Source organism: Aureimonas endophytica (assembly GCF_014642635.1).
Classification (GTDB): Bacteria; Pseudomonadota; Alphaproteobacteria; order Rhizobiales; family Rhizobiaceae; genus Plantimonas; species Plantimonas endophytica.
Map to the genome: position 1 here is coordinate 147,618 of NZ_BMIQ01000005.1, position 15,043 is coordinate 162,660.

Sequence of the window (15,043 nt, forward strand, 5' to 3'; positions counted from 1 at the left end):
TGACGCGAGCGACGACCGCCTTCCGTCGCCGCGCGACAGGCGAGGCGGTGCGGATGCGCGGCGGCGGCCCATCGCCGCGCCGAGGCCCGTTGCCGGAGCGGACCTGCTATGAGGGGGAATTCCCGCGATTCTCCAAGCCTCGCCGATGATTGCCAGCCCTCTCGAAATCCTCAAGACCGTCTATGGCTACGATGCCTTTCGCGGGCCGCAGGCTGCGATCGTCGAGCATGTCGTCGCCGGCCGCAACGCCTTCGTCCTGATGCCGACCGGCGGCGGCAAGTCGCTCTGCTACCAGATCCCCGCCCTCGCCCGGCCCGGCATGGGCCTCGTCGTCTCGCCGCTCCTGGCGCTGATGGCCGATCAGGTGGCGGCCCTGCGGCAGGCCGGCGTCCGGGCGGCGGCGCTGAATTCGGATCTCGCGCCCGACGAGCGGCGCGCCCTGTGGAGCGCCGTCGCGGCCGGAACGCTCGATCTCCTCTATGCCGCGCCGGAAACGCTGCTGCGCGACGGCACGCTGGACCGGCTCGCCGAGGCGCGGCTGTCGCTGATCGCCATCGACGAGGCGCATTGCCTGTCGCAATGGGGCCACGACTTCCGCCCCTCCTACCGCCAGCTCGACGTCCTGGCCGCAAGGTTTCCCGGCGTGCCGCGCATGGCGCTGACCGCGACCGCCGACGAGCCGACGCGCGCCGAGATCCTGGCGCATCTCGATATCGCCGAGGAGGATGCCTTCGTCGCCGGCTTCGACCGGCCGAACATCCGCTACGCGATCGAGGAGAAGGACAATCCCCGCGCGCAGCTGAAGGGCTTCCTGAAGCGCCATCCGGGCGAGAGCGGCATCGTCTACTGCCTGTCGAAGAAGAAGACCGAGGAGACGGCCGCCTGGCTGCGCGAGGAGGGCCACGACGCGCTCGCCTTCCATGCCGGCATGGACAAGGCGGCGCGCGAGGCCAACCAGACCCGCTTCCAGCATGGCGAGGCGGTGGTGATGGTCGCAACAATCGCCTTCGGCATGGGCATCGACAAGCCGGACGTGCGCTTCGTCGCCCATATCGACCTGCCCTCCAGCATCGAGGCCTATTACCAGGAGACCGGCCGGGCCGGGCGCGACGGCCTGCCCGCCGACACGCTGATGCTCTACGGCTCGGACGACATCGCGCTGCGCAGCCGCTTCATCGAGGAATCGGAGGCGCCCGAGGCGCGCAAGCGGATGGAGCGGCAGAAGCTCGACGCGCTTCTCGGCCTCGCCGAGACGGCGACCTGCCGGCGGCAGGTGCTCCTGTCCTATTTCGGCGACGCCTGCGAGCCCTGCGGCAATTGCGACACCTGCGCCGCGCCGCCGCAGCTCTTCGACGGCACGGTCTCGGCGCTGAAGGCCCTGTCCTGCATCTATCGCACCGGCGAGCGCTTCGGGCAGGCCTATATCGTCGACGTGCTGCTCGGCGTCTCGAACGAGCGCATCACCCAGTTCGGCCACGACCGCGTCTCGACCTTCGGCATCGGCACGGAACACGACAATCGCGCCTGGCGGGCGATCCTGCGCCAGCTCATCGCGCTGCGCCTCGTCGAGGTCGATCTCGCCGGCCATGGCGGGCTGTCGATCGCCCCCGCCGGCCGCGACTTCCTGCGCGACCGACCGGCTTTGATGCTGCGCGTGCCGGAGGCGGCGCGCGAGCGGCGCCGGCAGAAGGCGGCGCGCGGCGCGGCGCCGGCGACGCTGGCCGAGGCCGATCGCGACCTCTTCCAGGCGCTCCGCCAGAAGCGTCTCGACATCGCGCGGGCGCAGAACCTGCCGCCCTACGTCATCTTCCACGACAAGACGCTGAGCGAGCTGGCCGCGGCGCGCCCGGCCTCGCGGGCCGAGATGGCGCTCGTGCCGGGGGTCGGCGAGGCCAAGCTCGACCGCTACGGCCCGGCCTTCCTGAAGGTGATCGCCGACCACGCGGACTAGCGACGCGCGAAGGTCTCGGCGACACCGTCGAAATCCTGTCGACAAACATTATACAATGCGCGATACTGCTCTCACCGGCCTTGACGCGGCTTCGTCGCGCGGCCCCGCTTCAGAGCCACGAGGTATCGCGATGAAAGCCGAAATCTTCTCCGGCGTCGTTCCGGCGCTGATGACCCCCTGCCGCCCCGACCGGACCCCCGATTTCGACGCGCTCGTCGCCAAGGGCCGCGAGCTCATCGGCGCCGGCATGTCGGCGGTGGTCTATTGCGGCTCGATGGGCGACTGGCCGCTCCTCACCGACGCGCAGCGCATGGAGGGCGTCGCGCGCCTCGCCGAGGCCGGCGTGCCGGTCATCGTCGGCACCGGCGCGGTCAACACCGCCTCCGCCGTCGCCCATGCGGCGCATGCGCAGTCGGCCGGCGCCAAGGGCCTGATGGTCATCCCGCGCGTCCTGTCGCGCGGCCCCTCGCCCGCCGCCCAGCGGGCGCATTTCAAGGCGATCCTGTCGGCCGCGCCGGACCTGCCGGCGGTGATCTACAACAGCCCCTATTACGGCTTCGCCACGCGCGCCGATCTGTTCTTCGCGCTCCGGGCCGAGCATCCCAATCTCGTCGGCTTCAAGGAATTCGGCGGCCCGGCCGATCTGCGCTATGCGGCCGAGACCATCACCAGCCGCGACGACGACGTGTCGCTGATGATCGGCGTCGACACCGCCGTCTTCCACGGCTTCGTCAATTGCGGCGCGACGGGCGCGATCACCGGCATCGGCAATGTCCTGCCGCGCGAGGTCCTCCATCTCTGCGATCTGGCGAAGGCGGCCGCCGCTGGCGACGCCGTGGCGCGCCGCCGCGCCCAGGAGCTCGAACAGGCCCTCGCCGTTCTCTCCTCCTTCGACGAGGGGCCGGATCTCGTGCTTTACTTCAAGCATATGATGGTGCTGAAGGGCGACGCAAACTACGCCCTCCACTTCAACGAGACCGACGCCCTGTCGGAAAGCCAGCGCGGCTATGTCGAGGCGCAGCTGAAGCTCTTCGACGCCTGGTATGCGAGCTGGCTCGCGGCCGAGGGCCTTTCCCCGGCCGCGCGCGCCGCGGCGGCCTGACCCCGCCCACGGCTTGCGGCCGAGGCCGCTAGGACGCCTCGACCCCCCGCGCCTCGAATTCGGCGAAGGCGCTGCGGACGCGGCCCGCCAGGGCCTCGTCCTCCAGATCGACCGAGACCTCGATCGCGCCGTTCAGCGCCGCGTCGTCCCGGTCGCCGCCGCCCGGATCGCCGCCCTGCCGGTCGGAACCGGCCGGCGCCTCGCCGGCCGTGTTGTCGCGCCCGGTCGCGGCGACGAAGATGTCGGTGCGCTCGATCCCGTATTCCTGCACCAGACGCTCCACCGTCATCTCGGCCTCGCGCCGCGTCTCGAACCGGCCGGTCAGTGTCGTTCCCATGCGCTCGTCCCTTGGCGATTGGTTTCGCCTGCAACGCGCGAGACGGCGAAACGATACCGAGCCTCGCGGGAAGACCGCCGCGCCTACGCATCGACCCCTGCCGAAAGCGTTTCGGCTTCGCCCTCCCCTTTGGCGGCTTCGTCATCGCGTTTCAGCTTCGTCATCCCGGCCTTGAGCCGGGATCCATGCCGTCCGCGACACCGCCTCGGGACGGTTGGAGGAACGTCTCCTTCCGGATCGCTTCCGGCCTGTAGTGACCGGCTTGGAATGGATCCCGGCTCAAGGCCGGGATGACGAAGCGGTGAGGTTGGGGGGTCTTGGCGGGACGGCGGATCGAAGCCGCCGGAGACCGCCGGACCTGGAGGGTCGAATCGCCCTCGCCCCGGATCGCGTCGCACCGAATCCCCGGGCACGACCATAGGTTTAGAGCGGCACGCCGGTGCGTGCGCCGCTGGCGCCGGCTAGCACGCTTGAGCAGGCCCGCGTTGCGGCGGGCGGGCCGTGCGCAAAAGAGAATGCTCCTGATATATCCATAAAAGAAATGGATTTACTCAACATAGCGCGGCGCCGAGCCTAGCCTTCCAGACATCAGAGCGGTGCCCTCCCGACGCGCCGTCCCGCCTGGAGAAGTGCATGGCCCGCCCGATCCGCTTCAACGCCTTCGACATGAACTGCGTCGGCCATCAGTCGCCCGGGCTCTGGGCGCATCCGCGCGACCGGTCCTGGACCTATAAGGATCTCGACTACTGGCAGGATCTCGCCCGCACGCTGGAGCGGGGCATCTTCGACGGCATCTTCATCGCCGACGTCATCGGCTATTACGACGTCTACAAGGGCTCGAACTTCCACGCCCTGCATCAGGCGGCGCAGATCCCGGTCAACGATCCGCTCCAGCTCGCCGCGCCGATCGCGCTGGCGACGGAGCATCTCGGCATCGGCATCACCGCCTCCACCTCCTTCGAGCATCCCTATACCTTCGCGCGGCGCCTCTCGACCGCCGACCACCACACCAAGGGCCGCGTCGGCTGGAACATCGTCACGTCCTATCTGGAAAGCGGGGCGAAGAATGTCGGCCAGGGCGGGCTGAAGGGCCACGACAACCGCTACGAGATCGCCGCCGAATATGTCGAGGTGCTCTACAAGCTGTTCGAGGGCAGCTGGGAGGACGGCGCGGTGCTGCGCGACCGCGAGAAGCGCATCTTCACCGATCCGGCGAAGGTCCACGAGATCGGCCATCGGGGCAAGCATTTCGAGGTGCCGGGCTACCATCTCTGCGAGCCCTCGCCGCAGCGCACCCCCGTCCTCTATCAGGCGGGCGCTTCCGGCCCCGGCAAGGCCTTCGCCGCCGCCCATGCCGAATGCGTCTTCGTCGCGGCGCCGACGAAGAGCCTCCTCAAGGCCTATGTCGCCGAGATCCGCGCCAAGGCGGCGGCGGCGGGCCGCGACCCGCGCAAGCTCTATATCTACAACCTGACCACCGTCATCGTCGACGAGACGGACGCGAAGGCCGAAGCGCGCTTCGCCGACTATCGCAGCTATTCCTCCTATGACGGCTCGCTCGTCTTCCTGTCCGGCTGGAGCGGCATCGATTTCGGCCAGTACGCGCCGACCGACCTCATCCGGAAGGTCGAGACCAATGCCATCGTCTCCATGGTCGAGACCTTCGCCGGCAAGGACCGGGCCTGGACGATCGAGGAGCTGGCGCAATGGGGCGGCGTCGGCGGCCTCGGCCCGGTCTTCGTCGGCTCGCCCGGAACCGTCGCCGACATCCTGCAGGACTGGGTGGAGGAGACCGATGTCGACGGCTTCAACCTCGCCTATGCGGTGACGCCCGAGACCTTCGAGACGGTGGTCGATCTCCTCGTGCCCGAGCTTCAGAAGCGCGGCGCCTATCCGACGGCCTACCGCCCCGGCACGCTGCGCGAGAAGCTGTTCGGCGAGGGCCCGCTCCTGCCGAAGACCCATCCGGCCGACGCCTATCGCGACATCGAGGCGGTGAAGGCGCGCGAGGCCTCGGCCCATCGGGAGGCGGCGGAATAGGATGGCCCCGCCCCTTCTCACCCTCGACGGCGTCTCGCTGTCCTTCGCCGGCGTCACGGCGCTGAACGCCCTGTCCTTCCAGGTGGCGGAGGGCGAGATCTGCGCCCTGATCGGCCCGAACGGCGCCGGCAAGAGCTCGGCGCTCAACATCGTCAACGGCGTCTACCGGGCCGACCGGGGCGAGATCCGCTTCGACGGCGTGGCGCTCGCCGCCCGGCGCCCGGGCGACGCGGCCCGGCTCGGCATCGGCCGCACCTTCCAGCACAACGCCCTCTTCCACCGCCTGACCGTGATCGAGAACGTGATGGCGGGCCTGTCGCGGAAGGGCGGGACGAGCTTCTTCGAGAGCGTCTTCCGCTTCGGCCGCGACGCGGCGGAGCGGCGCCGCTTCCGGGCGAGAGCCGAGGAGGTGCTCGCCTTTCTCGGCCTCGCCAAGGAGGCGGACCGGGTGGTCTCGACCCTGTCCTACGGCACGCAGAAGCGCGTCGACCTGGCGCGGGCCCTCGTCGCCGAGCCCAAGCTCCTCCTCCTCGACGAGCCGATGGCCGGCATGAACGCCGAGGAGAAGCAGGCGATGGCGCGCGTCACCGCCGAGGTCAACCGCCAGCTCGGCACGACGATCGTCCTCATCGAGCACGATGTCGGCATCGTGCTCGGCCTCGCCCACCACGTCGTCGTGCTCGACTACGGCCGGAAGGTCGCGGACGGCCGGCCGGACGAGGTGCGCGACGATCCGGCGGTGATCGAGGCCTATCTCGGCACGGTCCACTGAGGGCGGCGGACATGAGCTTCTTTCTCGAAACCCTCATCGGCGGCCTCTTCGCCGGCCTGATGTACGCTCTCGTCGCGATCGGCTTCGTCTTGATCTACAAGGCGTCCGGCGTCTTCAACTTCGCGCAGGGGGCGATGCTGCTCTTCGCGGCGCTCGTCTTCGTCACCCTGACGGAGAAGGGCCTGCCCTTCGCGCCCGCCTTCGCCCTTTCGGCGCTGACCATGGTGGCGATGGCCGTCGTCATCGAGCGCCTCGTGCTCCGGCCGCTGCGCAATCGCGACGCGCTGACGCTGTTCATGGCGACGCTCGGCCTATCCTTCGTGATCGAGGGCGCGGCCCAGCTGCTGATGGGCACCGACGTCCATATGCTCGATCTCGGCATCGAGGATATCGGCCTCGACGTCGGCGGGCTCTTCGTCAGCCAGTTCGATCTCGCCGCCTCCGGCATCGCCCTCGTCCTCGTCGCCGTCCTGTCGATCGTCTTCAGCCGCACCCGCATGGGCATCGCGCTGCGCGCCGTCGCCGACGACACGCTGGCCGCGCAGTCGATCGGCATCCGCCTGCCGCAGATCTGGCGCATCGTCTGGAGCGTCGCCGGGCTCGTCGCCCTCGTCGCGGGCCTGCTCTGGGGCGCGCGCCAGGGCGTGCAATATTCGCTGTCGCTCGTCACGCTGAAGGCGCTGCCCATCCTGATCATCGGCGGCTTCTCCTCCATTCCGGGCGCGATCCTCGGCGGGCTCGTGGTCGGGGCGAGCGAGGCGCTGGCCGACATCTATCTCGGCCCGCTCGTCGGCGGCGCCGTCTCCCCCTGGTTCGCCTATATCCTCGCCGTCGCCTTCCTTCTCGTGCGGCCGGCCGGGCTCTTCGGCGACATGGCCATCGAAAGGGTCTGACCTCCCATGTCCGCCACCGACAACGCCCTCGCCCCCGCGGGCGGGCTCGACCTCGCGCCCCGCGCGCTGCGCGCCCTCGCCCTTCTCGTCGCGCTTCTCGCCCTCTTCGGCCTCGTGCCGCTGGCGGCGAGCGACTACTGGCTGAGCTCCATCCTCATCCCGGCCCTGGTGATGGGCCTCGCCGGCATCGGCCTCAACCTCCTCATGGGCTATGCCGGCCTCGTCTCGATCGGCTCGGCCGCCTTCATGTCGGTCGGCGCCTTCGCCACCTACAATCTCCTCCTGCGCGCGCCCTTCCTGCCGCTGCCGGTCGTGCTCGTCCTCGCCGGGCTGATCGCGGCGGCGGCGGGCACGCTCTTCGGCCTGCCGGCCCTGCGCATCAAGGGCTTCTATCTCGGCGCCTCGACGCTCGGCGCCCAGTTCTTCTTCGAATGGCTGTTCACGAACTATGCCTTTTTCTCGAACAACAGCCAGTCGCTGACCATCTCGGCGCCGCGTCTCGAATTCCTCGGCTTCGATCTCCAGTCGGCGACGGGCCGCTATCTGCTGGCCGCCGGCGTCGGCGCCCTTCTCGTCGCCTTCGCCTTCGCGCTGGTGCGCAGCCGGGTCGGGCGGGAATGGATGGCGATCCGCGACATGGAGACGGCCAGCGCCGTGATCGGCCTGCCGGTGGCGCGCCGCAAGCTCCAGGCCTATGCCGCCTCCTCCTTCTTTCTCGGCATCGTCGGGGCGCTCTGGGCCTTCGCCTATCTCGGCACGGCCGACGGCCATGCCTTCAATCTCGACAAGTCCTTCCAGATCCTCTTCATCGTGCTGATCGGCGGCACGGCCACCATTCTCGGCAACTTCCTCGGCGCCGCCTTCATCGTCCTGACGCCGATCCTGCTCGACCGCCTCGCCGGCTCCTCCGGCCTCGGCCTCCTGTCCGATCCGGGCGCCGCCGCCAATCTCCAGCACATCGTCTTCGGCGCGATCATCATCCTGCTGCTCGTCAAGGAGCCGGACGGCCTTTCGGCCCTCATCGTCCGGGCCGCGCGGCGCCTGCGCCGCCCGGCCGCCTGACCCGGCCGCCACCGCAACCACCGCGATCCACACATCAACCGAGGGGACATCCATGTCGATCATCAAGCGTCTCGCCGGCCTCGCCGCCGGCATCAGTCTCGCCGCGGCGCTGAGCGCCGGGGCGGCCAGGGCCGAGGAGGCCAAGGGCGAGCAGCTCTTCCCGCTCTTCTCCTACCGCACCGGCGCCTATGCGCCCTCCGGCATCCCGCAATGGGCGGCTTATAACGACTACTTCAACTACGTGAACGCCCATGGCGGCGTGAACGGCGTGAAGATCCGCCTGGAGGAATGCGAGACCGCCTATACGGTGGAGCGCGCCTTCGAATGCTACGAGCGCTACAAGAACGGCCAGCCGGACGCGCCGCTCGCCGTGCTCTTCACCACCTCCAGCGGCTTCGACGCGGCGATCTCCGACAAGGCCCGCATCGATAAGGTGCCGATCATCTCGGTGGCGGGCGGGCGCGGCGACGCGGTGGACGGCAGCGTCTTCCCCTACCAGTTCCCGCTGCTCTTCGACTACTGGACCGAGGCCTCGATCGTCGTCGAGCATATCGCCAACACGCTCGGCGGCTTCGACAAGCTAAAGGGCCAGAAGATCGCGACGCTCTATCACGACTCCGGCTACGGCCGCGAGACGATCGAGCCGATGGCGATCCTGGCGAAGAAATACGGCTTCGAGGACATCCAGATCCCGGTGCCCCATCCCGGCGAGCAGCAGCAGGCGCAGTGGCAGCAGATCAAGCGCTCGGGTGTCGACTGGGTGTTCTTCCGCGCCTGGGGCGTCATGTCGCCGGTCGGCATCAAGACGGCGGCCCGCGTCGGCTTCCCGCGCGACCATGTCATCGGCGACATCTGGACGGGCTCGGAAGAGGACGTGAAGCCGGCGGGCTCGGCCGCCAAGGACTATCTCGCCGTCTCCGTCTTCCCGCCGGGCACCGATTTCAAGGTCAGCCAGGTGCTGAAGACGGAGATCATCGACGCCGGCAAGGGCGATCTGAAGGATCTCTCCAAGTTCGGCTCGGTCTATTACAATGCCGGCCTCGTCCAGGCGATCCTCTATACGGAGATCCTGCGCACCGGCCAGGCGAAGTTCGGCAACCGGCCGCTGACCAAGGCCGAAGGCCAATGGGCGGCCGAGCATCTCGACCTCACCGCCGAGCGGATCGAAGAGCTCGGCGCGACCGGCCTGCTCAGCCCGCTGAAGATCACGCCCGAGGATCACGAGGGCCAGCCCGCCGCCAAGATCCAGCAATGGGACGGCGAGAAATGGGTGGCGAAGACCGACTGGCTGAAGGGCGACCGGCCGCTGTTCAAGGAGGCGATCTACGCCCGCGCCGCCGCCTACGCCAAGGAGAAGAACCTCCCCGCCCGCGAGCCGGCGACGAACTGAGCCCCGGAACGAGCGACGAAAGGACGGCAACGATGCGCGACAAGTCCGAACCCGGCAACGGTCTCCTCGAGGTCGAGGCCATCGAGGCCGTCTATGGCGACGCGGTCCTCGCGGTCCGCGACGTCTCCCTGAAGGTCGGGAAGGGCGCGATCGTCGCCCTTCTCGGCGCCAATGGCGCGGGCAAGACGACGGTGCTGAAGGCCGTCTCGAACCTTCTCGGGCCGGAGCGCGGCGCGGTCAGCCGCGGCGCCATCCGCTGGGAGGGCGAGCCGGTGAGCCGCCTCTCCGCCTCCGGCCTCGTCGCGCGCGGCGTCGTCCAGGTGCTGGAAGGCCGGCGCGTCTTTCCGCAGCTCACCGTCGAGGAGAACATCCTGTCCGGCACCTTCCTGCGCCGGCCGAGCCGGGCGGAGACGGCGGCCGGCCTCGAACAGGCCTATGCCTGGTTTCCCCGCCTGAAGGACAAGCGGCGCACGAAGGCCGGCCTCACCTCCGGCGGCGAGCAGCAGATGGTGGCGATCTCCCGCGCCCTGATGACCCGGCCGCGCCTCGTCCTCCTGGACGAGCCCTCGATGGGCCTCGCGCCCATCGTGGTCGAGGAGATCTTCGAGATCGTCCGGGGCCTCAACGCCTCGACCGGCGCGAGCTTCCTCGTCGCCGAGCAGAACGCCCATCTGGCGCTGCGCCATGCCAGCTACGGCTATGTGCTCGACACCGGCCGCGTCGCGGCGGAGGGCACGGCGGCCGAGCTCCTGGCGCGGGGCGACATTCACGACCTCTATTTCGGCGGCGCCGCCGCCACCCGGCATTGAGCCGCCAGACGAGACGAGACCCATGTTCCTGTCATCCCACCAGAGCGCCACGGCGCAGACCGATCTCGCCTGGGGCGAGGGGCCGAGTCCCGATTACGAGGCGCTGGCGACGCCCTTCCGGCCGATCTTCGCCCGCATCCGCGCCGGCGCCGCCGAGCGCGAATTGCAGCGCCGCCTGCCGGTGGAGGAGATCGGCTGGCTGAAGGCGGCGGGCTTCGGCGCGCTGCGCCTGCCGCGCGCGGAGGGCGGCGCCGGCGCCGGCCTGCCCGACTTCTTCAACCTCCTGATCGAGCTGTCCGAGGCCGATTCCAACATCACCCAGGCGCTGCGCGGCCATTTCGGCTATGTCGAGAATGTCGTGAACGCGCCGGCCGGCCCCTTTCGCGCCCGCCAGGCGGAGCGCATCGCGCGCGGCGAGATCGCCGGCAATGCCTGGACCGAGATCGGCAATGCCACGGTCGAGGGCTTCTCGACGCGCGTCCTGCCGAAGGATGGCGGCCTCGTCCTCAACGGCGCGAAATATTACACGACCGGCTCGCTCTATGCCGACTGGATCGATACCGGCGCCAGTGACGCGGCGAACGAGGGCGTCACCGTCCTCGCCCCGCGCCACCATCCGGGCGTGTCCGTCGTCGACGACTGGGACGGCTTCGGCCAGACGCTGACCGCCAGCGGCACCACCACCTTCGCCGACGTGCCGATCGATCCCCTCGACGTCATCCGCGACGACGACAAGTTCCGCTACGCCTCTGCCTTCTACCAGACGGTGCATCTGGCGACGCTGGCCGGCATCGGCCGGGCGCTTGCCGGCGACGCGGCGGCGGCGGTGGCCGCCCGACGGCGCACCTATACGAACGCCGCCGCGACGCGCTCGGCCGAGGACCCGCAGGTGCTCCAGGTCGTCGGCCGCATCCGGGGCGCCGCCTATTCGGCCGGCGCGATCACGCTCCAGGCGGCGCGGGCGCTGGAGCGGGCCTTCGCCAGCCACGGCGCCGGCGACGAGGCGGCGGAGGAGAAGGCCAACGCCCTCGCCGAACTGGAGGCGGCGCAGGCCCAGACCGTGATCTCCAATCTCGTCCTCGACGCCGCGACGATCGTCTTCGACGCCCTCGGCGCCTCGGCGATCAAGAAGCCGGCCGGGCTCGACCGCCATTGGCGCAACGCCCGTACCCTCTCCTCGCACAATCCGCGCATCTACAAGGACCGCATCGTCGGCGACTTCGCCGTCAACGGCACGCCGCCGCCCTATCAGTGGCGCATCGGCCTGCCGGCGGCCTGACGACGCGCCGGGCGCGCCGGCCGGGCGAAACGGCTCCGGCGCGCGCCGGGGCCGGATTGCCAATCCTCGTCCGTCCACCAAATTAGTATATATTTCGTGCGGCGCCGCGCCGATCCGGCCTATCTTCGGCAGCAAGCGCGGACGGCTCCGCCATTCGGAACAAGGGTGTCCCTCATGTCTCTCGCCAATGCGAGCTTCAATGCCGGCAGGCTCGATCCCTCGCTCATCGGTCTCGGCGACGCGCCGCGCCCAGCCCTGAAGGAGGCGATGCGCCATCTCGTCGGCGGCGTCTCGGTCGTCACCGCCGGCCTCGGCGAGGAGCGGACGGGCGCGACGGTGACGACCGCCCATTCGCTCGCCGTCGATCCCGAGACCATGCTCGTCTCGATCAACCTTTCCTCCTCGTCCTGGCCGGTCATCCGCCGCTTCGGCCATTACTGCGTCAACCTTCTCGGCAGCCATCAGCAGGCGGTGGCCGACCGCTTCGCCGGACGCGGCGGCGTGAAGGGCAAGGACCGCTATCTCGGCGCCGACTGGACGGTGCTGGAGACCGGGGCCGGCGTCCTCGTCGGGGCGCTCGCCTCGATCGACTGCGAGGTCGAGCATGTGGTCGAGCGCCACAGCCACGCGCTGATCTTCGGCGCGGTGCGGGCCGTCAGCGTCTCCGGCGGCGAGCCGCTGGTCTACAGCCACGGCCGCTACGGCGCCTATCCGCTCGCCGGCTGACCGCCGCCCCGCCGCGCCCGTTTTCCCGCCCGCATTCGGAAGGCTAAAAGCCCATGTCGATCGAGACGCCCGACAAGATCAACGTCCTCTGGTTCCTGCCGACCCATGGCGACAGCCGCTATCTCGGCACCAGCGAGGGCGGCCGGGCGGTGGACCTGCCCTATCTGCGCCAGGTGGCGCAGGCCGCCGACCAGCTCGGCTATTACGGCGTGCTGCTGCCGACCGGGCGCTCCTGCGAGGACAGCTGGGTCGTCGCCTCGGCGCTGGCGCCGCTGACCGAGCGGCTGCGCTTCCTCGTCGCCGTGCGCCCCGGCCTCCAGTCGCCGACGCTCGCCGCGCGGATGACCGCGACGCTCGACCGGATCTCGGGCGGCCGCCTTCTGATCAACGTCGTCACCGGCGGCGATCCGCAGGAGAACAAGGGCGACGGCATCTTCCTCAGCCACGAGGAGCGCTACGAGGTGACGCGCGAATTCCTCGACATCTACAAGCGCGTCCTCGCCGGCGAGACGGTGGAACATACGGGCAAGCATTTCCACATCGAGGACGGGCGCCTGCTCTTCCCGCCGGTCCAGACCCCGCATCCGCCGCTCTATTTCGGCGGCTCCTCGCCGGCGGCCAACGACGTCGCGGCCGAACAGATCGACAAGTATCTTACCTGGGGCGAGCCGCCGGCCCAGGTGGCGGAGAAGCTCGACACGGTGCGCGAGCTCGCGGCGAAGAAGGGCCGCAAGGTCTCCTTCGGCATCCGCCTCCACGTCATCGTGCGCGAGACCGCCGCCAAGGCCTGGGCGGCGGCGGAGGAGCTGATCAGCCGGCTCGACGACGCGACGATCGCCGAGGCGCAGAAGGTCTTCGCCCGCATGGATTCGGTCGGCCAGTCGCGGATGAGCCAGCTCCATGGCGGGCGGCGCGACCGGCTGGAGGTCTCGCCCAATCTCTGGGCCGGCGTCGGCCTGGTGCGCGGCGGCGCCGGCACGGCGCTGGTCGGCGACCCGGACACGGTCGCCGAGCGCATCGACGAGTACCGCCGGCTCGGCATCGACAGCTTCATCCTGTCCGGCTACCCGCATCTGGAGGAGGCCTATCGCTTCGGCGAACTGGTGCTGCCGCGCCTGCCGCTCGGCCACCCGATCGCGGCGCGCGGGGCGAATGTGAACACCGGCCCCTTCGGCGAGACGATCGCCGGCGACCGGCGGCCCGAACAGCGGCTCGCCAGCCAGTCGTGAGCCAGTCGTGAGCCGGGCGGAAGCGGCGCCGCGCCCCTCGGTCGCGGTGATCGGCGGCGGCTTCTCGGGCGCCGCCGTCGCCTATCATCTGGCGCGGCGGCTCGGGCCCGGCGCCGCGCCGATCCTCGTCGTCGAGCCGCGCGAGACGCTGGGGGCCGGCCTTGCCTATTCGACCGCCGAGCCGAGCCACCGCATCAACGTGCCGGCCGGCCGGATGAGCCTCGACACAAGCGAGCCCGACCAGTTCGCCCGCTGGCTCGCCGCCTCTGGCGCGCTTTCCGGCGATCCGGCGGCGTTCGACCGGCGCGGCGAGGCCTTTCCGCAGCGCGGGCTCTTCGGCCGCTATGTCGCCGAAATGCTCGCGCCCTTCCTGGCGGAGGGCCGGATCGTCCATCGCCGGGCGCGGGCCGAGACGGTGCGCCGCGCCGCCTCCGGCGCCTTCGAGATCGCCCTTGCCGACGGCACGCGGCTCGAATCCGCGATCGTCGTCCTCGCGGCGACCCATCCTCTGCCCGCCGTGCCGGCGCCGCTGGCGGCGATCGCCGCCGCGCCCGGCTTCGTCGCCGACCCTTACGATCCCTTAGCGCTCGCCCGGATCGCGCCGGACGCACGCATCCTCGTCCTCGGCAACGGCCTGACGGCGGCGGATGTGGTCGCGACGCTCGATCGCCTCGGCCATCGCGGCCGGATCACCACGCTGTCGCGCAACGGGCTGCGCTCGCGCGGCCACGCGCCGGTGCCGGTCGAGCCCTTCGGCGCCTTCGACCGCGCCCCCGCCGGCACGGCGCTGGCGCTTCTCCGCCGCGTCCGCCGCACGATCGCCGAGGCGGCGGCCGAGGGCCTGTCCTGGCATGCCGCGCTCGACGCCGCGCGCGGCCAGGGCGGGGCGATCTGGCGGGCGCTGCCCGAAGCCGAGCGCGCCCGGCTGGTGCGGCACCTGCGCAGCTTCTGGGACGTCCACCGCTTCCGGATCGCGCCGCAGGTCGAGGCGGTGCTCGACCGGCTGACGCGGGACGGGCGGCTCGACAGTGTCGCCGCCTCGCTGCGCGACGCCCGACCGGAGGCCAGGGCGCTGGCCGTCACCACTCGCGAGCGGCGGAGCGGTCGCCTCGTCACGGAGCGCTTCGACGCCGTCGTCAACACGACCGGCCCCGCCCATCGCGCCGTCCTTCACGCGGCGCCCTTCGCCAGCCTCCACGCGGCGGGGCTCGTTTCGCTGGACCGCGTCGGGCTCGGCCTCGCCACGGCCGAGGACGGGCGCGCCATCGGCACGGACGGCCGCGCCGTGCCGGACCTCCTCGTCGCCGGGCCGCTGGCGCGCGGCACCTTCGGCGAACTGATGGGCTTGCCGCAGGTGACGCTCTATGCCGAATTCGTCGCCGAGGAGCTCGCCCGCCGCCTCGCGCTGCCCCGCCCGGACGCGCCGGCGCCCTCCCGCCTCGCCAGCTGATCC

General features: G+C 70.5%; 13 protein-coding genes. 12 read left to right on the top strand and 1 reads right to left on the bottom strand.

The window, feature by feature from the left end; translation table 11 throughout:
• Positions 1–145 precede the first annotated feature (145 nt).
• Both recQ and IEY14_RS16390 read left to right on the top strand, forming a co-directional pair.
• On the top strand, positions 146–1,951 hold the full coding sequence (gene recQ, locus IEY14_RS16385; protein ID WP_188910379.1) for a DNA helicase RecQ: 1,806 nt from the start codon (positions 146–148) through the stop codon (positions 1,949–1,951).
• 130 nt (positions 1,952–2,081) lie between these two features.
• Entirely contained in the window at positions 2,082–3,053 is a 972-nt protein-coding gene (locus tag IEY14_RS16390) for a dihydrodipicolinate synthase family protein (RefSeq protein WP_188910381.1), read from the top strand.
• A 28-nt stretch (positions 3,054–3,081) separates the two neighbouring features.
• Here IEY14_RS16390 and IEY14_RS16395 read toward each other — a convergent pair whose 3' ends face one another.
• Positions 3,082–3,390 (bottom strand): hypothetical protein, encoded by a 309-nt coding sequence (locus IEY14_RS16395; protein WP_188910383.1) that lies wholly within the window; start codon positions 3,388–3,390, stop codon positions 3,082–3,084.
• Between the two features lie 633 nt (positions 3,391–4,023).
• On the opposite strand from IEY14_RS16395, the gene IEY14_RS16400 reads away from it, so the two are divergent.
• From IEY14_RS16400 to IEY14_RS16445, 10 genes are all read left to right on the top strand, one after another.
• Positions 4,024–5,430, top strand: coding sequence for an LLM class flavin-dependent oxidoreductase (locus tag IEY14_RS16400; RefSeq protein ID WP_188910385.1), 1,407 nt, complete (start codon positions 4,024–4,026; stop codon positions 5,428–5,430).
• Between the two features lies 1 nt (position 5,431).
• On the top strand, positions 5,432–6,202 hold the full coding sequence (locus IEY14_RS16405; protein WP_188910387.1) for an ABC transporter ATP-binding protein: 771 nt from the start codon (positions 5,432–5,434) through the stop codon (positions 6,200–6,202).
• A gap of 11 nt (positions 6,203–6,213) precedes the next feature.
• Positions 6,214–7,095, top strand: coding sequence for a branched-chain amino acid ABC transporter permease (locus IEY14_RS16410; RefSeq protein ID WP_188910389.1), 882 nt, complete (start codon positions 6,214–6,216; stop codon positions 7,093–7,095).
• 6 nt (positions 7,096–7,101) lie between these two features.
• Positions 7,102–8,157 (top strand): branched-chain amino acid ABC transporter permease, encoded by a 1,056-nt coding sequence (locus tag IEY14_RS16415; RefSeq protein WP_188910391.1) that lies wholly within the window; start codon positions 7,102–7,104, stop codon positions 8,155–8,157.
• Positions 8,158–8,209: 52 nt separating this feature from the next.
• Entirely contained in the window at positions 8,210–9,547 is a 1,338-nt protein-coding gene (locus tag IEY14_RS16420) for an ABC transporter substrate-binding protein (protein WP_188910393.1), read from the top strand.
• A gap of 32 nt (positions 9,548–9,579) precedes the next feature.
• A complete protein-coding gene (locus tag IEY14_RS16425; RefSeq protein ID WP_188910395.1) occupies positions 9,580–10,356 on the top strand; it encodes an ABC transporter ATP-binding protein in 777 nt (258 codons plus the stop codon).
• A 22-nt stretch (positions 10,357–10,378) separates the two neighbouring features.
• A complete protein-coding gene (locus IEY14_RS16430) occupies positions 10,379–11,635 on the top strand; it encodes an acyl-CoA dehydrogenase family protein (RefSeq protein ID WP_188910397.1) in 1,257 nt (418 codons plus the stop codon).
• A 174-nt stretch (positions 11,636–11,809) separates the two neighbouring features.
• Positions 11,810–12,361, top strand: a complete 552-nt coding sequence (locus IEY14_RS16435) for a flavin reductase family protein (protein ID WP_188910793.1) — start codon at positions 11,810–11,812, stop codon at positions 12,359–12,361.
• Between the two features lie 53 nt (positions 12,362–12,414).
• The gene (gene ssuD / locus IEY14_RS16440; protein WP_188910399.1) at positions 12,415–13,590 is read left to right on the top strand and encodes an FMNH2-dependent alkanesulfonate monooxygenase; all 1,176 of its coding nucleotides are present in this window, start codon (positions 12,415–12,417) and stop codon (positions 13,588–13,590) included.
• A gap of 7 nt (positions 13,591–13,597) precedes the next feature.
• Positions 13,598–15,040, top strand: a complete 1,443-nt coding sequence (locus IEY14_RS16445; protein ID WP_188910401.1) for an FAD/NAD(P)-binding protein — start codon at positions 13,598–13,600, stop codon at positions 15,038–15,040.
• Positions 15,041–15,043: the final 3 nt, after the last annotated feature.